The sequence below is a fragment of the Haloarcula sp. MBLA0138 genome (genome assembly GCF_055632455.1).
Map to the genome: position 1 here is coordinate 2,095,759 of NZ_CM145746.1, position 19,104 is coordinate 2,114,862.

Consider the following 19,104-nt stretch of genomic DNA (forward strand, 5'->3'; position numbering starts at 1 on the left):
GACGACCCGCGACCCGGCCGACGGGAGGTTTGACCGTGCCCGATTTCACGACGCGGTTGGCCGACGGCTGGCACCGTGCCGGCAACGTCGCGCGGCTGGCGCTGGTCCCGATGGCGCTGTCGCTGACCAACACCGACGCCGTCTCGTCGGTGCTGACCCACGACGGGGTCCACGTCGGCCTCAAACTCGGCCTGCCGTTCTCCGTGGTCACTGTCTGGCAGTTCGTCGACCCGCCGAGTACCGGCGTCACCGTCGAGACCGGCCTCCCCGAGTCGGTCCCGCTCGCCGTCGCCACGCTCCCCGTGGTGGCGCTCCTGCACGCGGTGTTGAGCGCCGGCTACTTCGGTCGCCTCGGCGCGGTCGTGACCGGCCGCGACCGGACGTTCCGCGACGGCGTCCGGGCGCACCTCCGCCCGTTTCTCGTGTTGTCGCTGGTCCCGTACCTCCTCGCGCTCCCGTTCGTGCTGGGTGCGGGCGGCCTCGCCACGGTCGCCGCCCCGTTGGTCCTCGTGGCCGTCGTCGTCGTCATCCCGCTGTTCGTGGCCGGCGCGTACCTCTTCTACGCCGCGCCGTATCTGGTCGTCCTGCGCGAGGCCGGCGTCGTCAACGCGCTGCGTGGGTCCTACCGGCTGGCCGTCGCCGGCGGGCCGTACTTCAGCTACGCGCTCGGGTTCGCTGGGCTGGTGCTGGCCGTCTCACCCTTCGCCAGCCTGCTGGTCGTGAACGTCCCCGGGGTCGGCCTCGTGGTGGGCGTCCTCGCCGGCGGCTGGCTGGGACTGGTCTGTAACCTCACGACGATGCGGTTCGTCGCCGACCTCGACCCCGAATCGAGCGCCGCCCACGGCTGGGGCGACGTGTCGGCGATGGAGCGGGGCCGACAGCCCGACGGCGCGGGCGGGCCCGACTAGGACCGCCGCTCGTCGAGGGCCGTCAACAGATTGACGCCGTGAGCGATGCGCAACACGGTACTCGCGTCACCGGGTTCGTAGACGAGGTCCGACCCCGCCCGGACGTGGTCGAGGACGGTCTCGGAGGCGTGGGCCGGCGCGGCGGCGATGCCCGCGTCCCGGTCGGCGACCCACTCCATCACGCGCAGGTCGCTCTTGCTGTCGCCCATCACCAGCGCGAACGGGTCGGCCACGTCGAGTACGTCGAAGGCCTCGGCGACGCCGGCGGACTTGTCCAGTTCCAGACTGACGAGTTCGGCGGCATCGCCCTCGTAGTAGCCGATGTCGACGCGGTCGAGGACGCCGCGGAACGCCGCCGGCGCGTCGTCGACGGGGGCGTCGGTCGACTCGCCCGCCGCTTCGAGGACACCCTGTATCTCCGGGTCGGCGCTGAAGTGAGCGCGCGCGACCCCGGCGGGGTCGGCCACGTCGGCGTCGACGACGGCGGCGACGGTCTCCCCGACCAGCCGACAGAGGTACACCAGCGCCTCGTCGATGACCTCGACGGCCGCCGCGCTCCCGACCTCCGCGTTGGGTTTGAGCGTGACGTTGAACTCGTTGCCCTGCAGGTGACAGCGGTGGGCGATGTCGTCGGGCATCTCCGAGAGGACCCGCCCGCGGACGGCGTCGAAGACGTCGCCGACGGTGTCGTCCAGTCGCTCGTACAGCAGGCGCTTGGTGTCCGGGCCGTGGTCGGGCGTGAACACGCCGTTGCCCGACTCGTAGACGATGCTCAGCGACCCCGAGGAGACGACCTCGTTGCCCAGCCCTTGGATGAGAAAGCCCTTGACGTTCTCCAAGGTCTGGCCGGTACAGACGACGATAGGGACGCCGGCCTCGTGGAACCGGGTCAGCAGGTACAGCGTCTCCCGCGGGATTTCGTTGTCGGTGTCGCCGGCCGACCGCAGCGTCTCGTCGACGTCCAACACGAGGACGTTGACCGCGCGGTCGTACTTCGAGGTGAGGTCCAAGGCGGTGAAGGCCTCGTCCCGGGTCAGCCGCGCGGCCAGTTCGGCGTACGTCTCGCCGGTCACCGGAAACTGGTCGGTTATCTCCGCCTTCCGCTCGTCGAGTTCCTCCTTGGCCGCCTCCCACTGTTCGAGCGCGACGGTCGAGCGCAGCGGGGGGAACAGGTCGACGAACTCCTGATACGCCCGCAGCGTCTCCGTGTCGACATCGTCGTAGAGCCGGTAGAGCTGGTCGTATTGTTCCATCTGCACGTCCACGTAGTGTCTGAGTGTCTGTCCCCGCCCACTTTACCTAGTGGGGTCCGCCACCGCCGGAAAGACCGGCGCGCTTACGACCTCTCGTCGCCGCCGTCGGTCAGTAGTTCCGTCTCGCCGCCGGACTCGTTGCGAAACGCTGGCAGTTCCTCCTCGTCGTCCTCGGCCGGGACAGTGTCAGCCCCGTCGCTCTCGGGCGTCCACGCACGGCCGCGGTCGCGGTAGTGGCACATGTCGTCTCACCGTACGGGAGTCGGGACTGTCGCGTGTTAACTGTTTCCACAGTCCGGGCGAGAGCTACACCGTACGCTCAAGTCGCTCCGCCCCGGACCCCGCTGTATGAACGCACGGGGGACGCCGTGACCGACATCCAGCAACTCGACGAGCGGACCGTCGAGCGCATCGCGGCCGGCGAGGTGGTCGAGCGCCCGGCCTCCGTCGTGAAGGAACTGGTCGAGAACGCCATCGACGCCGACGCCGACCGGGTCGAGGTGGCCGTCGACGCGGGGGGCACCGAGGGCGTCCGCGTCACCGACGACGGCGTGGGGATGGACCGCGAGGCCGTCCGGCGGGCCGTCCAGAACCACACCACGTCGAAGCTCTCGGACATCGCCGACCTCGAAGCCGGCGTCGGGACGCTCGGGTTCCGCGGCGAGGCGTTACACGCCATCGGAGCCGTCTCGCGGGTGACTATCCGGACCCGCCCCCGGGGCGGCGACGCCGGGACCGAACTCGTCCTCGAAGGCGGGGAAGTCACGTCGGTCGGGCCGGCCGGCTGTCCGGCGGGGACGACCGTCGAGGTCGAGGGCCTGTTCTACAACGTCCCCGCCCGCCGGAAGTACCTCAAGCAGGCCGCGACGGAGTTCGCCCACGTCAACACCGTCGTCACGAGCTACGCGCTCGCCAACCCCGACGTGGCCGTCTCGCTGTCCCACGACGGCCGCGAGACGTTCGCCACGACCGGGCAGGGCGACCTCCGGGAGACGGTGATGTCCGTCTACGGCCGCGAGGTCGCCCAGTCGATGCTAGCGGTCGGCGCGGACGCGAGCGGCGGGGACCGGGAGAGCGATGGCGGCCTCCCCGACGGCCCGCTGGACGGCGTCTCGGGACTCGTCTCCCACCCCGAGACGACGCGGGCCGGCCGAGAGTACCTCTCGACGTACGTCAACGGCCGCTACGTGCGGGCCAAGACCCCACAGGACGCCGTCGTCGACGCCTACGGGACGCAACTGGCCCCGGACCGCTACCCCTTCGCCGTCCTCTTTCTGGACGTGCCGGCCGGCGACGTGGACGTGAACGTCCACCCACGGAAGATGGAGGTCCGCTTCGCCGACGACGAGGGTGTCCGCGAGCAGGTCCGGACCGCCGTCGAGGACGCGCTGCTCCGGGAGGGGCTGTTGCGCTCGTCGGCCCCGCGGGGCCGCTCACAGCCCGAGCAGACGGAGATAGCGCCCGCGCGGACCGCGGAGAGCGATGACCGAAGTGAGACGCGCGCGGGCGGTGGGGCCGACGGCGACACGGTGGCCGACGAGGAGTCGGCCGAGGGCGTGACGGGCGGCGAGGCGGCCGGTTCCACGCCGGCCGCGGGCGGCACCGACGGCGACGACCCCGATGGCGACGACACCGGCGTTTCGGGTCGAACGGCGGCGGACCGCACCGGAACCGCGACGGACCGCGAGGCGGCGTCGGCCGACGGTACTGCACCGAGCGGGGCGGCCGAAACGACCGACGGGACGACCGGCGACGGGACCGTACCGAACGCGGACGCGAACCGGGGGACCGACGCGGCCCGCCCGGCCGGCGGAGCCGACGGTCCGAGCGGGTCGGGCGGTGACGGCCGCGCCCCCTCGCCCGACCGGAAGTTCACCGGCGGGCGCGAGCAGGCGCGACTCGGCGACGACCCGGGGACGGACCACGACGCCCTGCCCGCGATGCGCGTGCTGGGCCAGCTCCACGACACCTACGTCGTCGCGGAGACGGGGTCGGGACTGGTGCTGATAGACCAGCACGCGGCCGACGAGCGGGTCAACTACGAGCGCCTGCGAGACGAGTTCGCGGGCGAGACGACGACCCAAGCGCTGGCCGACCCCGTTGAACTCGAACTGACCGCCCGCGAGGCCGCCGTCTTCGACGGGCGGGCCGACGCCTTGGCGAGTCTGGGCTTTCACACCGCCCGGACGGGCGAGCGGACCGTCGAGGTCCGGACGCTCCCGGGGGTCGTCGCCGACGCCGCCGGCCCCGAGGTCGTCCGGGACGTGCTGGGCTCGTTCGTCGCGGGCGACGACGCCGCGGCGGCGACGGTGGAGGCGGCCGCCGACGAACTGCTGGCCGACCTCGCCTGTTACCCGTCGGTGACCGGCAACACCTCGCTGACGGAGGGGTCGGTCCGGGACCTGCTCGCGGCACTGGACGACTGCGAGAACCCCTACGCTTGCCCGCACGGGCGACCGACCGTCATCGAGATAGACGGTGACGAACTCGAAGACCGGTTCGAGCGGGACTACCCCGGCCACGGGGGCCGGCGGGAGTGACACGCTCGTTCGCCGATAGAGGCGTGTGAATTAAACCGGCGTCCGCCGATAGCGTGGGTATGACCCTCGTTGCATTCGGCGAGACCGCCCTCCGGTTCGTACCCCCCGACGGCCAGCGGTTCGAGACCGCACGCGACGTTCGGCTCCGGGTCGACGGGACCGCAAGCACCGTCGCGGCGACGGCCAGCCGCCTCGGAGCCGACGCCCTCTGGCTCTCGAAGCTTCCCGACTCCCCGCTTGGCCGCCGCGTCGTCGCCGAACTCGGCGAACACGGACTGGAGACCGACGTGGTGTGGGCCGGCCCCGGCGACGGCCGGCAGGGGCTGACATTCCGCGAACCGGCGACTGCCCCCCGGGAGGAGCGGGTCCTGCAGGACCGCGACGGGGCCGCGGCGGCGACGCTCACGCCGGGCGAACTCCCGATGGAGGCGATTCAGCGCGCCGACGTGCTGTTTACCTCCGGTGCGACCGCGGCGTTGTCCGACACCGCGGCCGACACCACCGGGGCGCTCCTGCGGGCCGCGAGCGGCCTGCGGGCGATGGACCTCGACTTCCACCCCGGGATGTGGGACGCCGAGCGGGCCCGCGACACGCTCACGGACCTGTTCGACGCCGTCGACGTGCTGTTCGTCAACGAGGCGCAGGCGTCGGCCGTGTTCGACCGCACCGGCACCCCCCGAGAACTGGTCCACACCGTCGCCGCCGACTACGACCTCGAACGGGTCGTCCTCACCCGCAGCGAGCGCGGGGCCGTCGCCTACCACGACGGCGTCGTCCACGAGCAAGACGCCGTCGAGACGGAGGCCGTCGACGACGCCGGCCAGCACGCCGCCTTCGTCGGGGCGACCCTCCAGCAACTCGACGCCGGCGCGGCGATGGACGACGCCTTGGTCTACGGCGTCGCCGCCGCCGCGCTGGCCCGGACGATGACCGGGCCGCTGACGCCGCTGGAGCCGGCCGAGGTCGACCGACTGGTCGCCGCCCAGTCCTCTGGGTCCGGCCGGGGCCACTAGCCGCCGCGAACGGGACGCTTTTCCCCGCGAGACCCCCACGGGAGTACGATGACTGTCATCGAGGACGTCCACGCGGCCCACGGCGCGGCCTTCCGCGAGGCCGGCGGCCGGCGGGTCGTCGACACCTACGGTCGGCCCGAGCGGACCCACCGCGCCGTCCGCAACGTCGTCGGCGTCTGCGAGTTCGGCTACGGCGTCCTCGTCGTCACCGGCGAGGACCGCGTCGACTACGTCGACAACGCCGTCTCGAACCGCGTCCCGACGGCCGACGGCGAGGGCTGTTACGCGCTGTTGCTCGGCCCCGACGGCCGCGTCGAGACCGACCTATACGTCTACAACGCCGGCGAGCGCCTGCTCGTGTTCACCCCGCCACAGCGGGCCGAGCCGCTGGCCGAGGCGTGGCGCGAGAAGACCTTCATCCAAGACGTGGACATCGCGGTCGCCACCGACGACTTCGCCGTCTTCGGCGTCCACGGACCGAAGGCAACCGAGAAGATAGCGAGCGTCCTCCATCAGGCCGGCTCGCCCGAGGCCAGCCTCTCCTTCGAGCGCGGCGAACTGGGCGACGCCGGCGTCACCGTCGTCCGCACGGACGACCTCGCCGGCGAGGAGGGGTACGAGGTGGTGTGTGCCGCCGGCGACGCCGAAGCCGTCTTCGACACGCTGGTCAACCGCGGGCTGAACGCCGTCCCCTTCGGCTACCGGACGTGGGAGGCCCTGACGCTGGAGGCCGGGACGCCGCTGTTCGACACCGAAATCGAGGGCGCGCTGCCCAACGACCTCGGCCTGCGCAACGCCTTGGACTTCGAGAAGGGGTGTTACGTCGGACAGGAGGTCGTCTCCCGCATCGAGAACCGCGGGAACCCGAACGCGCGGCTAGTCGGGCTGACCGCCGATGCCGTCCCCGACTCGGGAGCGGCCGTCGCCGCCGGCGACGAACACGTCGGCGAGGTCACTCGCGCCGGCGAGAGCCCGATGCGCGAGACACCGGTCGCGCTGGCCCGCGTCGACTGGGACCTGCCCGACGGCGGGCTGTCGGTACGGGTCGACGGCGAGGAACGCGGGGCGACTCGCGTGGCCCTCCCGTTCGTCGAGGGGTCGGCCGACTCCGCCCGCCGGCCGACCTACGAGTAGGCTACTCCGTCAGCGGGAGGACGATACCGAAGACGAGCGGCGAGAGCAGGCCCAGCAGGATGCCGAGCGCTTCCATGTCGGTCAGCAGTACGTCACTCCACCCCGGGAGCGGCCCGACCAGCGCCGGGCCGACGAGTTCGCCGAGCAGGCCGGCCGCGAACAGGCCGACCCCGAGCAGGAACCCCCGCTTGGCGAGCGTCTCGTAGTCCATCTGTCGGTGCATGTCTCGACTGAAACCGTTCGGCGAGCTAAACCTTTCCATTCGGTCGAAAGAGCTACAACGCCGTTCGAGGAAGGTGTCGACCATGCGAGAATACCTCCCCGAAACGCTCGTCGAACCACTCGGAACGGCACTGTCGGCGCTGTTGGCCGGCGTCCTCACCGTCGCTGGCACCCTGACCGAGCAGGCCGGGCTGGCGGACCTGCTGGCCGGCCAGTCCACGATGGGCCTCTGGGAACTCTGGATGGGGACGCTCCTGCTGTTTGCCGGCATCTACATGCTGGGCTACAAGCGGGTCCTACCACGGCTTCGCGGCGCGACGCCGAACTGACCGGGGTCAGAGTGGTCAGGACCACGACAGCAGCGCCTTCAACTGCTCGCGGGAGAACAGCGTCGTCGGCCGGTCCATGTGGACCCCTATCTCCCCCTCGAAGGCCCTCATGCCCGCCCGCTGAATCGGCTCCGGCACCGAGTAGCCCGCACGGACCGCGTGGCCCAGCCGTATCTCCCGCCCGAGGTCGCCGCGCCACGCCCGCTCGTAGTCGTCGAGCGTCGACGGGTCGTCGGGGTCGACGGTGCGGGCCGCGTGGTCCGCGGCGGTCATGCCGTAGCGGATGCCGCCGCCGGTGAAGGGTTTGGTCTGTGCGGCGGCGTCGCCGACGAGGAAGGAGCGCCGGCCGGTGACCCGGTCGGGCGGGCCGACGGGGATGAGCCCCGAACAACGCCGGTTCACGTCGGCGTCGTAGTCGGCGACCAGCGACTCGAAGCGCTCGCGGGCGTCGTCGCCCGGCGGGACCGCGAGGCCGTACTCGACGCCGGCCTCGCCTCGGGGGATGCGCCACGCGAAGAAGCGCGGCACCGTCAGGTGTACGTCCACGAAGTCGCCGTGGTCAGCCGTCTCGTCGAAGCCGAGCACCCCGTGGAGCAGTTCGCCCGGCTCCGGCAGGCCGATTTCGCGGCGCACGCGGCTCTTGGGGCCGTCACAGCCGGCGACCAGTTTCGCGCGGTGGGTCTCGACGCCGTCGGGGCCTTTCACCTCGACCGCGACGGCGTCCCGGCCCTCGGAGACCCCGACGACGGTGTGTTCGTCGCGCACGTCCGCGCCGGCGTCGGCGGCCACCTCGGCGAGGTGTTTGTCAAGCCCGACGCGGTCGATGACGTTCGAGACGACCGTGTCCTTGTGGAAGGGGTGGGCGTCGCTGTCGGCCCCGCCGGTGTGAAAGCGCGCGCCGTAGACCTCGTTTTGCAGCAGGTCGTCGCGGGCGTCCTCGGTGAACTCCCAGACGTCCGTGCTGACGTGGCCCGAGCAGGCCAGCGGCGTCCCGATTTCGCCCTGCTCGAAGACCACCACGTCGAGGCCCGCCTCGGCGGCCCGGCGGGCGTACCGCGAGCCGGCGGGACCGGCCCCGACGACGACGACATCGTACATACCCGGTCCGAGGGTGTCACCGGACAAATACCTTCTCGATTGCGGGCCGCGACCGACCGCACCGGACTTGTCGCTCCGGCCCCGAGGGGCGGTATGACCGACTACCAGCCCGGCGTCTGCAACATCGGCTCGACACAGCGACGCGCGCGGCGGTTGTCCGGCGTCGCGTCCTTTCTGGTCGGCGGCGCGCTCGTCGCCGCCGCCCTGACCGGGGCTCTCCCGCGGGCGGCGTTGTGGGCCGCGGTGCCGTTCGTCTTCGGCGGGTGGGTCGGCGTGTTACAGGACTACCTCCGCTTTTGCGTCGCCTTCGGCGCGCTGGCGCGCTACGACCTCTCCGGGTCCGGCGGCGGACGGGGGCGCGCCGACGACGCGGCCGCGGTCCGGGCCGACCGGAAGCGGGCCGCGTCGGTGCTGGCCGCGGCGGCCGCCGCGACGGCGGCGACGACCGCGGCACTCGCCGGTCTCGCGGCGCTGCTCTAGACGACCGCCAGCCCGCGCGGGACCTGCGCGTAGGCGTCGTCCCACGCGCCGACCCGCGACCACTCGCGCCCGTCGGTCGAGCGGAACAGGCCGTGGTTCGTCAGCGCGAACAGGCCGTCGTCGCCCGCCGCGAGCACCGGTCGGGCGAGGCCGGCCGGACCGGGCAGGCCGGCCATCGCCCGCGCCCACGTCCGACCGGCCTCGGCCGAGCGATAGACGTGGCTCTCGCCGTCGACTCGGTGGGCCGCCCGCGGGCCGCTGGCCGCCGAGACGACCACCGTCTCGGAGTCGTCGGGGCCGACAGCGACGCTCCAGACGTACCGGTGGGCGAGGCCGTCCTGCGGGTGGGACCACGTCGCACCGCGGTCGTCCGAGCGGGCGTAGCCGTCCCCGGCCGCGGTGTAGACGCGGGCCGGCGCGTCGGGGTGGACGGCCAGCGTGTGGTTGTCGCGGCGCGCGCCCTCGGGGTGGTCGACCCACGTCTCGCCGCCGTCCTCGGTCCAGACGAACGCGCCGGCCTCGATGGCGACGTACACCCGCTCAGGGTCGTCCGGTGCGACTTCGAGCCAGCGGACGTGGTGGGTGTGGGGCCGGGGCGGGAACGACCACCGGCCGGCCGACGGGAGGTCGGCGAGGCCCGGCCGCTCGGTCCACGTCTCGCCGCCGTCGGTCGAGCGGTAGACGGCGCTGGGCTCGGTGCCCGCCCACACCGCGTCGGGGTCGTCGGGCGCGACCGTGACGCTCGTGACGCGGTCGCCGGCCGCCAGCACCCGCTGCCACGTCCGGCCGCGGTCGGTCGTCCGCTGGAGGCCGTCGCCGGCGGTCCCGACGAACGCCCGGGCCGGCCGGGCCGGCGACGCGGCGACGCACTCGACGCGGCTGTCGGCGAGCACTTCGGTCCACGTCCCGTCGCCGACGAGGACGCGGTCAGTCAGGGCAGCGTAGACGGTGTCCATACCCACCGCTACGCGGCCGCGAAGCAGAAAGCTGTCGGCAACGGGGCCGGCCCGACAGCCATAACTACACCGTGGGCGTAGCCGGCGGCATGACCAGCGACGACGCGCAGGCCGCCGCGGGGACGGTCGAGGGGCAGGGGCCCGTCGAGATAGACGAGGAGTTGGCCCGCCATCTGGAGAACAAGCGCGAGGACCTCTTCGAGAAGTTCGGTATCCCCGACGAGTTCCCGCCGGAGGTCCTAGAGGAGGCCGAGGCCCGGACCGAGGACGTCCAACAGGAGATACAGGACGAGGTCGACGAGCGGGCGGACCTCCGCGGGATGACGACGTGGACGACCGACCCCATCGACGCGCAGGACTTCGACGACGCCATCTCCATCGAGGAGCGGGACGACGAGTACGTCCTCTGGGTCCACATCGCCGACGTGACCCACTACGTCAATCCCGAGACGGAGATGTGGAAGTCGGCCGTCGAGCGGGCCAACACCGTCTACCTGCCGGGCTACACCGTCCACATGCTCCCGCCGGTGCTGGCCGAGACGGTCTGCTCGCTGGTCCCCAACGAGGACCGGCTCGCCCACACCGTCGAGATGCACCTCGACAAGGAGGACTTGGGTTACGAGGAGATTGACATCTACAAGTCCGTCATCCGCTCGGACGCCCGCCTGACCTACACGGAAGCCGAGAACCTGCTCGACGACCCCGACAGCGCCGCCGACCTGCTGGAGGACCCGGAGGTCGACCTCGCGGCCAAGACCGAACTCGTCTGGGAACTGGCCGACGCGATGCACGAACAGCGCAAGGAGGAGGGGTCGCTCGTCCTCAACCCCGCCCGGGACCGCGCCCACACCATCATCGAGGAGTGCATGCTCAAGGCCAACAAGGCCGTCACGCACGAACTCATGTGGGACCGCGGCGTCGAGGCGATGTACCGCGTCCACCCTCAGCCCTCCCCCGACGAGTGGGACGAGGCGCTCCGGGAGATTCAGGACCTCGACGGCGTCTCCATCCCCGGCGAGGCGTGGGACGACCCCCGGAAGGCCGTCAACGCCACGCTCGAGGACGCCCCCGGCCGCCAACTGGACCAGATTCAGTGGGCCGTGATGAAGGTGATGCCCCGCGCGAAGTACATGAACGACCCCTTCGGCGGCCACCACGCCCTGAACTTCGAGATTTACGGTCACTTCACCTCGCCCATCCGGCGGCTCTCGGACCTCATCAACCACTGGATAGTGTACACCAACGACGTGCCCGAGGACCTCATCGCGCTGTGTGACCGCGCCAGCGACCGGCAGAAAGACGCCGAGCAGTGCGAGCGCGAGTACAAGGACTTCCTGCAGGAGGTCGGGCTCGACCCCTCGGCGGTCAACAATCGCGGCATCGAAGTCGTCGACGAGTAGCGCGGCCGAGCCTCAGGCGTCGGCCTCGGCGAGGTGTTCCCGGCTCCACGCCCGCAGGTCGGCGATGACCGGTTCGAGGGCGACGCCGGCCGCCGTCAGCGAGTACTCCACGCGGACCGGTTTGTCGTCGATGACGTCCCGCGCGACCACGCCGCGGGCCTGCAAGTCGTCGAGACACTCCGAGAGTACCTTGTCCGAGATGCCGTCGACCCGCGCCTTCAGGTCGTTGAATCCGAGTGGTCCGTCGGTCAGCAACGCGGTGATGAGCACCGGGTGCCACTTCTTGCCGAGGATGGCCGTCGCCTGCCGCAACGGCCGGCGGTCGGCCGGGCCACCGTCGTCAGTCAGCCCCTCACATGCCATGAATTCGCTTTCAGCGCAGGCGGATATATATGTACTGACCACGCTCTGGCGTGTGTGTCTCTCAGGAAACAGGAAGGCCTATTGGGGTCCTCGCCCGCCATGCTGTCATGTGCCCGCCCTCCCCCGCCATCGTCACCGACGGGCTGACGAAGCGCTACGGCGACGCCGTCGCCGTCTCGGAACTCGACCTGACGGTCCCGCGCGGCAGCGTCTTCGGCTTTCTCGGCCCGAACGGGGCCGGCAAGACCTCCACCATCCGCGTCCTGACGACGCTGACCGAGCCGACCGCCGGGAGCGCCCGCGTCGCCGGTCACTCGGTCGCCGACCGCGCCAGCGTCGTCGACCACATCGGCTTCCTCCCCGAGGAGCCGCCGCTGTACGAGGAACTGACCGGCCGCGAGCAACTGGAGTACGTCGCCGGCCTTCGGGGGCACGAGGACTGGGACCGCGTCGAGTCGCTGCTGGAGCGGTTCACCCTCGCCGCCGACGCCGACAAGCGCGTCGCCACGTACTCGAAGGGGATGAAACAGAAACTCGGGCTCGTCCAAGCGCTGTTGCACGAACCGGACGTGCTCTTCCTCGACGAGCCAACCAGCGGCCTCGACCCGCGGGCGGCCCGGACGGTCCGTGACACCATCGGCGAGGTGGCCGCCGCCGACACGACCGTCTTCCTCTCGACGCACATCCTCCCGGTCGTCGAGGAACTGGCCGACACCGTCGGCGTCCTCTACGACGGCGACCTCGTCGCCTCGGGCGCGCCCGCCGACCTGACCGACCGCGCCGCGGCTGGCAGCACCCTCGAGGACGTCTTCCTCGAAGTGACGAGCGAGCGAGCGGGCGAACAATGAACGCGCCGCGGCCCGGCCGGGCGGCCCTGCTGGCCCGGACAGAGCTGTTGCGGACGTGGCGCAAGCTCCTGTCGAGCGCCCGCGGGCTCCTCATCCTCGCCTGCGGCGGGCTCGCCGTCGCGCTGTACGGGCTGGGCTTCGGCGCGGCCGCCTTCTTCGGTGCCGATGCGCTCGTCGGAAGCGACCCCGACACCGCCCGGTTCGTGCTGACGGGCGGGACCGTCGCGCTACTGGCACTCGTCACGCTCGTCACGCTCCAGCGCTCCGTCAAGACGACCGGGGAACCGGACGGTCGGGACGGCCTGCTGACGACGCTCCCCTACGAGGACGTCCTCGCCGGACTGGTCGTCGCGGAGGCCGCCCGCGTCCTCGTCGCGCTCGGGTTTCCGCTGGTCGCGTTCGCCGTCGGCGTCGCCGGCGGCACTGGGGACCCGGTCGCCGGCCTGCTCGTGTTCGTGCTCGCAGTCGTGCTCGCGCTCGTCGGGACGTTGCTGGGCTACGCGCTGGGGCTGGTGGCGAAACTGGTCGCCGCCCGGTCGGCGTTCGTGGCCCGCCACCGCGCGACCGTCGGCGCGCTGGCCTCGCTCTCGTTTCCGGTCGGCTGGGTCGCTCTGACCGTCGTCGACCCGGCTCAGCGTGCCCTCCTGCAGGCCGTGACGGCGTCGCCGCTCGCGTGGGTCGCCGACCCGGTCTTCGTGGTGGTCCCCGGACTCCCGGGCGACCCCGTCGCCGCCGTGTCGGCCGTCGCGGCGCTCCTGCTCGCGGTCCCGACGCTCTGTGTCGCCTGTCTCGGGCTGGCCGAGCGCGTCTGGTACGCCGACCCGGTCCAGCCCGACCACGAGTACGACGCCGACGAGCGGACACTCTCGGACCGCCTGCTGGAGGGACGGGTCCCGCCGGCGACCCGCGCGGTCGCACAGAAGTCGTGGCTCCGCGCGAAACGCGCCCCGATAGCCGTCCAGTTCGCCATCGTCCCCTTCTTCTTTCTCGTCTATCAGTTCCAGACCGTCCTGTTGCAGGGGCGGATACCGCCGACGCTCCCGCTGACGGTCGGCATCGCCAGCGCCGCGGCTTTCGGCGCGGCCTTTTCGCTGAACCCGCTGGGCGGCGAGGAGGCCGTCCTGCCGACGACGCTGACCGCGGCTGTCTCCGGCCGGGCCTTCGTCGCGGGGCTCGTCCTCGCCAGCGTACTCCCGGGCGCGGTCGTGACGACGGCGCTGGTCGTCGGCCTCGGCGTGGCGGCCGGTCTCCCGCCGGCCGTCGTCGCCGCTGCCCTCGGGACCGGGCTGGTCGGGACATTGAGCGCGCCGGCGACCGCCGCCGGCCTCGGCGTCGTCTTCCCGAAGTTCGAGTCCTCGTCGGTACAGGGCCGCGAGGTGGTCGTCCCGAGCGGATGGGCCTTCGGCGGCTACGCGCTCGTCCTCGGGGCCACCGTCGCCCCCGCCGCCGTGGCCGTCGCGCTGGTCGTCCACTGGCCCGCCGTCTTGCCGGTCGCCGGGACGTTGGTACTCACCGGCGGGCTGGCGGTCACGGCGCTGCTGGCCGCCGTCAGTGGGACCGCCGGCTTCCTCTACGCGGCCAACCGGGTCGGCACCTACCGCCTCGAGTGAGTCAGCAGACCGGCTTGGGGTCCAGCCCCATCGCTTCGAGCGTCTCGGCGTAGGCGTCGTAGGCGACGCCGATGGAACCGACCGCCCCGTCGTGGGCACGGCCGCGTTCGGCCTCGTCCAGCGCGTCCAACGCCCGCTCGCCCCGGGTCGCGTCGCCGGCCGCCGTCCGCAGTTCGCGGAACTGTTCGGCCCGGGCCTCGTCGGCCTCGTTGACGAAGAAGTTCACCACCTGCAGGTAGAAGCGGTCGGCCAACAGCGGCGCGGCGACCAGCCCCGCGCCGACCCGCTCGGCAGTCCCGGTGACGCGACCGAGGTGGTCACCGAACGCGTCGGCCTCGCCGGCCGTCCCGTCGATACTGTCGGCGCGGTCGTCGGCGGCCTCGGCCGCCGCCCGGAACGCCTCGCCGACGGGGCCGTCGGCCGTCGTCGTCCACTCGCCGAGCGCGGTCGCCGCGTGTCGCTCCCGCGTCGCCGCCGCGTCCAGCACCGCGTCGGCCTCCAGATTCGCGCCGGTCGCCGCGACGAGCGCCTTGTCCGACCCCAGCCGGGACAGTTCGGTCGCGGTCGCCTCACGGACGGCGTCGACGGTCTCTCCAGCGTCCATACCAGTGACTGAGTCCGTCGTCGGCTTAGAACCCCCGGCCGCTTTATCGGTCCCCAGCGCCTAGCGTCGCTATGGCCGACACGTACCCCGACCCCCCGACCGAACCGCCGACCGTCTCGGCCGCGCGGCTCCAGTCGCGGCTGGATGCCGGCGACCCCGTCCGTGTCCTCGACGTCCGCGACCGCGACGAGTTCGAGCAGTGGCACGTCGACGGGCCGTCGGTCACGGCGACACAACTCCCGTTCACGAAGTTCCTGCAGGCGAAAGTCACCGGCGAGGTCGACCCGCTGGTCGACGCCGTCGCCGGCGACGGCCCCATCACGGTCGTCTGCGCCCGCGGCGCGGCCAGCGCTTTCGTCGCCGGCCTGCTGACCGAACACGGCCACGACGCCCGGAACCTCGCGGGCGGGATGGACGGATGGGCGCGCCACTACGAGGGTCGCGAACTCCCCTGCGAGGCCGCGACCGTCGTCCAGTACCGCCGGCCGGCGTCGGGCTGTCTCGGCTACCTCGTCGTCGATGGCGGCGAAGCTGCCGTCGTCGACCCCCTACTGGCCTTCGTCGACCGCTACCGTGCCGACGCCGCCGACCGCGGCGCGACGCTGCGCTACGCCGTCGACACGCACGTCCACGCCGACCACGTCAGCGCCCGCCAGCGCCTCGCCGAGGACGGCGTCGAACCCGTCCTGCCCGCCCGGGCTGCCGACCGCGGCGTCGCCGTCCCGGTCACCGAACTCGCCGACGGCGAGAGTCTACGGGTCGGCGACGCCGAACTCCGCTCGCTCCCGCTGCCCGGCCACACGACCGGAATGACCGGCTTCCGCGTCGGCGACTGCCTGCTCGCGGGCGACAGTCTCTTTCTGGAGAGCATCGCCCGCCCCGACCTCGAAGCCGGCGACGAGGGCGCACCGGCCCTCGCGGCGACGCTGTACGAGACCCTAACCGAGCGCCTCGCCGCTCTCCCGGCCGCGACGCTGGTCGCCCCCGGCCACTACAGCCCCGGCACGACGCCCGACGATGGCACGTACACCGCCGCGCTCGGCGACCTGCGCGAGCGCCTCGCCGTCTTCGGGATGGGCCGCGACGAGTTCGTCGAGTTCGTCTGTGCCGACGTGCCGCCCCGACCGGCCAACTTCGAGCGCATCGTCGCCCGCAACCTCGGGACCGCCACCGGCGACGACGAGACGGCGTTCGAACTCGAACTCGGGCCGAACAACTGCGCGGTACACGCCGACGACTGACGTGAGCAGTCCGTCGACCACTGGGTGCCCTACAGCGGGAACCGCCGCCGTAGCTCCTCCAACAGCGACCGCTCCTCGTCCGGCGTTGGCGTCCCCACCACGTCCTCGTCGGGCCGGATGACCGTCCGCTGGTCGTTCTCGTCGACTTCGATGAGGTCGTCCGCCTTGAGCGCCGCCAGCGCCTCCTCTAGTGTGTCGATGTCCACGTCCGCCCGCGACCGTATCTCGAACACCGTCATCCCCTCCTCGTGGCGGTCCGCCAGAGCGTCGAGCACCGCGACCTCCGTCTCGTCGCGGTCGCGATACGCCGGCTTCGCTCTCATACGCACCCCTACTGTCGGCTGACTCTTGTCTCTATCCCTCACGTGGAAGCCGAATCTACAGGAGCAATGGGAACGATGTCCCTATCTTGGCGCGCTCGCTGGGCGGACCCCCGAGACCGTCCACACTATCTGAATCGGTAGACGATGCGATGGTCTTGAACGAGACTTAGTCATCGTCTCCGGGGAAGCACATTACCGCACTAGCTGACGTGGATAGTCCCTCCGTACCGTGATACTCTCGGTCTACTCCGGTGCAGGGTTCACACTCGTATTCTCCACCCGATCGCTCGGAGGGATGTTTATCTCACCGTCCCGGTCGATACCCGAGTACACGTCAAGGCCTGACGACGTGGAGTTGTCTGCTCCCGCAACATACGTGTCGCCCGAAGCCGGCGCCCATTTGGTCGTGACGATGTACCGCTTGAAATACTGCCACGAGTCTTCGGTGGCCGAGTAGTCTTTGGCTGCTTGGAGGGTAATGTAGTTGACTTTGTAGAGTTCGCCCTGTTCGTTCACAGCGCGGACATACACCCGCTCCGGAACCCACGATTCGTTTGCCGGCATGTTTTCAGGCCTCACGTACCCCTCGTAGAGGTTGGTGTACGCGAGTTGGATAGATGAATATATCCTCAGAGGTTTCTCCGTCTCGTTAGTCAGGAGGTGGGTGACGACGATGTAGTCCTGCTCGGGATTTGCCAACTGATAGTCCTCCATATAAGTATAGTTGTTAGTATCATTGGCCGTAGAGGTGTAGTCGTGGGCAAACTCCGCGTATCGTTCCGTCTCGTTCCAGTTGTCTGGGTCACCGCTGAACCACCCTACTTCTGGAGGTACTTCCACGAGTTCAAGGAAGTAGATAAACTCCTCTCGCTCACCCGCGGAGGTAGTGATGATAGTGTACTGTCCCGTCTCGGGTAGGGTGACCTCTTCTAGCTGGGCAGCGTTGTCGTTTCCCCCGTCGTCGTTGCTGTCAATGAGGCTTCCATTGGGGGCTTCGAGTCGTATCTCGGGGTCGCCGCTGGGAGAGCGCATGGAGAGATTCATCGTCGTCCCGGCTTCGGCCGTGAACTGAACTGGCTCGTAGTAGCGGCCATCAGTTTTCGGGTCCCCGCCGTCCAGTTCTCCGTTGATGATGTCGTTGTAGTAAGCTCCCGACCCCTCAATCTCCACCTGACGCAGATCAACGGCGTCCGATTCAGGCGTTGGAGTCGGCATATCCGTGCTCACACCATCGCTCGTAGGGGTTGGACTGTTCACGTCGCGCTCATCGGTATCTAAACCGGCGCAGCCGGCAGAGAGCAGTAGTAGCGCGGTGAGCACCGTGAGAATCGTGTCCCGGGAAGGGAAGGGAAGTGTCGATAGCATCCTACTGTATCAATTGTGTCTCCAGTTCTATTTACACACTATTTGTTCGGAATTATAAATCTGCGGCAGACGAGCGAGCTAGAGTGAACACGAAACGAGATGAGGTGGTGAACGAGCATGCCCCCGTTAGTAGAGGTTGCCCCGCCCGTATCCATCGGAGACACCACTATCTCCGGAATCGTCTGAGCCTCCGGAGTCGCCCCCACCAGCAGTGGTTCCGCCGCCACCGCCGATACCGAAGCTCGCTCCGCCATCGCCACCCGTCGACCCACCGTAGGTGATACCACCGCCATCGTCGTCCCCGCCGTCATCGCCACCGTTGCCACTCTCCGAACTGTCACCTCCGCCGCTATCACCATCATTATAGCTGGCGCTATCACTGTCACCGCCGTCATCGCTACTACTCTGGTCAGTCTGATGGTTTTCTTCGACGGCAGTTGTGAGACTACTCTTCGCGTACCCGGGTCCCGCTCCTTGGAACTCGCTCATGTCGTCCACGACATCGTTGGCGGTCACCCTAGCGGACCCACCATCGTATTGTGGACCCTGCAAGTACAGCGTGATTTCGCCGTCGCCGTTGCCGTCAACTATCGTCTGGCTCCCGGTGGCAACGTTGGTAACGGTGGCGTCAGTCAGACAGTTACCCGCGAACGGATTGCAGTCACTACCGCTGCCGCCGCCACCGCCACTGCTGCCGCCGCCACCGCTACTCCCTCCACCACCAATACTGACAACCTCACCGACCTGTATCCGGTGACTCGCCGTCGCCCGGTGCCCGGTAACGTCGTAGGCGACTGCGCGCACAGAGACGTTGCCGGTCTCGGCGAACGACCGGGAGAAGGTCGCGGTGCTGTCGTTGCCCGTCAGCGACCGCCGGGCGACGCTGTCGCCGTCAACCACCAGCGAGAGCGTCCGCAGGGAGTGGTTCCCCGCGGTTACGTCCGCCGTCAGCGGCGTCGAACTGCCGACGACCGTCACCGAGGGGCCGGTGAGCGTGACCTGTGGCCCCGAGGGCGGTCGTACGCGGACGAACAGCGTGTCCGAGCGCGTCGCGCCGTCGTCGTCGGTGACGGACAGCGTGACGTTGTACCGGCCGGTCGTCGAGGGGTCGAAAGAGGTCTGTCGGCAAGAGCTACAGGCCGGCGTCATCGTGGTTCCGTCCGGCGCTTCGACGTTCCACGCCACGCTACTGAGAGTTCCGTCGGGGTCCATCGACCCGTTGGCGTCGAGGTAGACGGTCGCGCCGCGTTCGACGGTCTGGTCGAGCCCCGCGTCCGCCAGCGGCGGGTCGTTGGCCGCCGCCGTCGCTGTTCCCGCGGCAGCGACGACCAGTACGACGAACGCGATAGCGAGCGGCCAGCGCACGAGAGGGTGTGGTGGCCGACTGCCCTATAAAATTTCACAATCCTATACGAGA

General features: G+C 70.3%; 20 protein-coding genes. 10 read left to right on the top strand and 10 right to left on the bottom strand.

Annotated features, from left to right (window positions below):
* Positions 1–35 precede the first annotated feature (35 nt).
* Complete coding sequence (locus tag ACV7JO_RS11110; protein WP_470353479.1) at positions 36–908, top strand: hypothetical protein; 873 nt, start codon at positions 36–38, stop codon at positions 906–908.
* Here ACV7JO_RS11110 and ACV7JO_RS11115 read toward each other — a convergent pair.
* The gene (locus ACV7JO_RS11115; protein WP_470353480.1) at positions 905–2,173 is read right to left on the bottom strand and encodes an HAD family hydrolase; all 1,269 of its coding nucleotides are present in this window, start codon (positions 2,171–2,173) and stop codon (positions 905–907) included. The genes ACV7JO_RS11110 and ACV7JO_RS11115 overlap by 4 nt on opposite strands.
* Before the next feature lie 71 nt (positions 2,174–2,244).
* The gene (locus ACV7JO_RS11120) at positions 2,245–2,403 is read right to left on the bottom strand and encodes a hypothetical protein (protein WP_470353481.1); all 159 of its coding nucleotides are present in this window, start codon (positions 2,401–2,403) and stop codon (positions 2,245–2,247) included.
* 126 nt (positions 2,404–2,529) lie between these two features.
* On the opposite strand from ACV7JO_RS11120, the gene mutL reads away from it, so the two are divergent.
* Genes mutL through ygfZ form a run of 3 tightly spaced genes read left to right on the top strand, consistent with a single transcriptional unit; the run spans position 2,530 to position 6,848 of the window.
* Entirely contained in the window at positions 2,530–4,701 is a 2,172-nt protein-coding gene (gene mutL, locus ACV7JO_RS11125; RefSeq protein WP_470353482.1) for a DNA mismatch repair endonuclease MutL, read from the top strand.
* Positions 4,702–4,760: 59 nt separating this feature from the next.
* Positions 4,761–5,714 (top strand): sugar kinase, encoded by a 954-nt coding sequence (locus ACV7JO_RS11130; protein WP_470353483.1) that lies wholly within the window; start codon positions 4,761–4,763, stop codon positions 5,712–5,714.
* Between the two features lie 48 nt (positions 5,715–5,762).
* Positions 5,763–6,848: a CAF17-like 4Fe-4S cluster assembly/insertion protein YgfZ gene (ygfZ, locus tag ACV7JO_RS11135; RefSeq protein WP_470353484.1), complete on the top strand. Its 1,086-nt coding sequence runs from the start codon at positions 5,763–5,765 to the stop codon at positions 6,846–6,848.
* Between the two features lies 1 nt (position 6,849).
* On the opposite strand, the gene ACV7JO_RS11140 is transcribed toward ygfZ, so the two are convergent.
* On the bottom strand, positions 6,850–7,071 hold the full coding sequence (locus ACV7JO_RS11140; protein WP_470353485.1) for a DUF7860 family protein: 222 nt from the start codon (positions 7,069–7,071) through the stop codon (positions 6,850–6,852).
* Positions 7,072–7,153: 82 nt separating this feature from the next.
* Here ACV7JO_RS11140 and ACV7JO_RS11145 point away from each other — a divergent pair, with 82 nt between their 5' ends.
* On the top strand, positions 7,154–7,399 hold the full coding sequence (locus ACV7JO_RS11145; protein ID WP_470353486.1) for a DUF8151 family protein: 246 nt from the start codon (positions 7,154–7,156) through the stop codon (positions 7,397–7,399).
* 15 nt (positions 7,400–7,414) lie between these two features.
* Here the strand turns inward: ACV7JO_RS11145 and ACV7JO_RS11150 are convergent, their stop codons facing one another.
* Positions 7,415–8,497 (bottom strand): geranylgeranyl reductase family protein, encoded by a 1,083-nt coding sequence (locus tag ACV7JO_RS11150; protein ID WP_470353487.1) that lies wholly within the window; start codon positions 8,495–8,497, stop codon positions 7,415–7,417.
* Positions 8,498–8,590: 93 nt separating this feature from the next.
* On the opposite strand from ACV7JO_RS11150, the gene ACV7JO_RS11155 reads away from it, so the two are divergent.
* Positions 8,591–8,977 carry a hypothetical protein gene (locus ACV7JO_RS11155; protein ID WP_470353488.1) on the top strand — a complete coding sequence of 129 codons (387 nt, stop codon included), beginning with the start codon at positions 8,591–8,593 and terminating at the stop codon, positions 8,975–8,977.
* Here ACV7JO_RS11155 and ACV7JO_RS11160 read toward each other — a convergent pair.
* Complete coding sequence (locus tag ACV7JO_RS11160; RefSeq protein ID WP_470353489.1) at positions 8,974–9,933, bottom strand: WD40/YVTN/BNR-like repeat-containing protein; 960 nt, start codon at positions 9,931–9,933, stop codon at positions 8,974–8,976. The genes ACV7JO_RS11155 and ACV7JO_RS11160 overlap by 4 nt on opposite strands.
* An 89-nt stretch (positions 9,934–10,022) precedes the next feature.
* On the opposite strand from ACV7JO_RS11160, the gene ACV7JO_RS11165 reads away from it, so the two are divergent.
* Entirely contained in the window at positions 10,023–11,333 is a 1,311-nt protein-coding gene (locus tag ACV7JO_RS11165; protein WP_470353490.1) for an RNB domain-containing ribonuclease, read from the top strand.
* A 12-nt stretch (positions 11,334–11,345) separates the two neighbouring features.
* Here the strand turns inward: ACV7JO_RS11165 and ACV7JO_RS11170 are convergent, their stop codons facing one another.
* Entirely contained in the window at positions 11,346–11,696 is a 351-nt protein-coding gene (locus tag ACV7JO_RS11170; RefSeq protein WP_470353491.1) for a winged helix-turn-helix transcriptional regulator, read from the bottom strand.
* Between the two features lie 107 nt (positions 11,697–11,803).
* On the opposite strand from ACV7JO_RS11170, the gene ACV7JO_RS11175 reads away from it, so the two are divergent.
* Positions 11,804–12,544: an ABC transporter ATP-binding protein gene (locus ACV7JO_RS11175; RefSeq protein WP_470353492.1), complete on the top strand. Its 741-nt coding sequence runs from the start codon at positions 11,804–11,806 to the stop codon at positions 12,542–12,544.
* Positions 12,541–14,154: a hypothetical protein gene (locus ACV7JO_RS11180; protein ID WP_470353493.1), complete on the top strand. Its 1,614-nt coding sequence runs from the start codon at positions 12,541–12,543 to the stop codon at positions 14,152–14,154. The genes ACV7JO_RS11175 and ACV7JO_RS11180 overlap by 4 nt, the downstream gene beginning before the upstream one ends.
* Position 14,155: 1 nt before the next feature.
* Here the strand turns inward: ACV7JO_RS11180 and ACV7JO_RS11185 are convergent, their stop codons facing one another.
* On the bottom strand, positions 14,156–14,758 hold the full coding sequence (locus tag ACV7JO_RS11185) for a transcription antitermination protein (protein ID WP_470353494.1): 603 nt from the start codon (positions 14,756–14,758) through the stop codon (positions 14,156–14,158).
* A gap of 71 nt (positions 14,759–14,829) precedes the next feature.
* Between ACV7JO_RS11185 and ACV7JO_RS11190 the strand changes: the two genes are divergently transcribed.
* Complete coding sequence (locus tag ACV7JO_RS11190) at positions 14,830–15,999, top strand: MBL fold metallo-hydrolase (RefSeq protein ID WP_470353495.1); 1,170 nt, start codon at positions 14,830–14,832, stop codon at positions 15,997–15,999.
* Between the two features lie 29 nt (positions 16,000–16,028).
* Here the strand turns inward: ACV7JO_RS11190 and ACV7JO_RS11195 are convergent, their stop codons facing one another.
* The 3 genes from ACV7JO_RS11195 to ACV7JO_RS11205 form a co-directional block, all read right to left on the bottom strand.
* Positions 16,029–16,322 carry a DUF6432 family protein gene (locus ACV7JO_RS11195; RefSeq protein WP_470353496.1) on the bottom strand — a complete coding sequence of 98 codons (294 nt, stop codon included), beginning with the start codon at positions 16,320–16,322 and terminating at the stop codon, positions 16,029–16,031.
* Positions 16,323–16,565: 243 nt separating this feature from the next.
* Entirely contained in the window at positions 16,566–17,687 is a 1,122-nt protein-coding gene (locus tag ACV7JO_RS11200) for a PPC domain-containing protein (RefSeq protein WP_470353497.1), read from the bottom strand.
* 126 nt (positions 17,688–17,813) lie between these two features.
* Positions 17,814–19,052, bottom strand: coding sequence for a PKD domain-containing protein (locus ACV7JO_RS11205; protein ID WP_470353498.1), 1,239 nt, complete (start codon positions 19,050–19,052; stop codon positions 17,814–17,816).
* Positions 19,053–19,104 lie beyond the last annotated feature (52 nt).

Coding starts and splice junctions, on each gene's coding strand:
- ACV7JO_RS11120 (WP_470353481.1), bottom strand. CDS start 2,403: ATGTGCCACTACCGCGACCGCGGCCGTGCGTGGACGCCCGAGAGCGAC.
- ACV7JO_RS11130 (WP_470353483.1), top strand. CDS start 4,761: ATGACCCTCGTTGCATTCGGCGAGACCGCCCTCCGGTTCGTACCCCCC.
- ygfZ (WP_470353484.1), top strand. CDS start 5,763: ATGACTGTCATCGAGGACGTCCACGCGGCCCACGGCGCGGCCTTCCGC.
- ACV7JO_RS11140 (WP_470353485.1), bottom strand. CDS start 7,071: ATGCACCGACAGATGGACTACGAGACGCTCGCCAAGCGGGGGTTCCTG.
- ACV7JO_RS11145 (WP_470353486.1), top strand. CDS start 7,154: ATGCGAGAATACCTCCCCGAAACGCTCGTCGAACCACTCGGAACGGCA.
- ACV7JO_RS11150 (WP_470353487.1), bottom strand. CDS start 8,497: ATGTACGATGTCGTCGTCGTCGGGGCCGGTCCCGCCGGCTCGCGGTAC.
- ACV7JO_RS11155 (WP_470353488.1), top strand. CDS start 8,591: ATGACCGACTACCAGCCCGGCGTCTGCAACATCGGCTCGACACAGCGA.
- ACV7JO_RS11160 (WP_470353489.1), bottom strand. CDS start 9,933: ATGGACACCGTCTACGCTGCCCTGACTGACCGCGTCCTCGTCGGCGAC.
- ACV7JO_RS11165 (WP_470353490.1), top strand. CDS start 10,023: ATGACCAGCGACGACGCGCAGGCCGCCGCGGGGACGGTCGAGGGGCAG.
- ACV7JO_RS11170 (WP_470353491.1), bottom strand. CDS start 11,696: ATGGCATGTGAGGGGCTGACTGACGACGGTGGCCCGGCCGACCGCCGG.
- ACV7JO_RS11175 (WP_470353492.1), top strand. CDS start 11,804: ATGTGCCCGCCCTCCCCCGCCATCGTCACCGACGGGCTGACGAAGCGC.
- ACV7JO_RS11180 (WP_470353493.1), top strand. CDS start 12,541: ATGAACGCGCCGCGGCCCGGCCGGGCGGCCCTGCTGGCCCGGACAGAG.
- ACV7JO_RS11185 (WP_470353494.1), bottom strand. CDS start 14,758: ATGGACGCTGGAGAGACCGTCGACGCCGTCCGTGAGGCGACCGCGACC.
- ACV7JO_RS11190 (WP_470353495.1), top strand. CDS start 14,830: ATGGCCGACACGTACCCCGACCCCCCGACCGAACCGCCGACCGTCTCG.
- ACV7JO_RS11195 (WP_470353496.1), bottom strand. CDS start 16,322: ATGAGAGCGAAGCCGGCGTATCGCGACCGCGACGAGACGGAGGTCGCG.
- ACV7JO_RS11200 (WP_470353497.1), bottom strand. CDS start 17,687: ATGCTATCGACACTTCCCTTCCCTTCCCGGGACACGATTCTCACGGTG.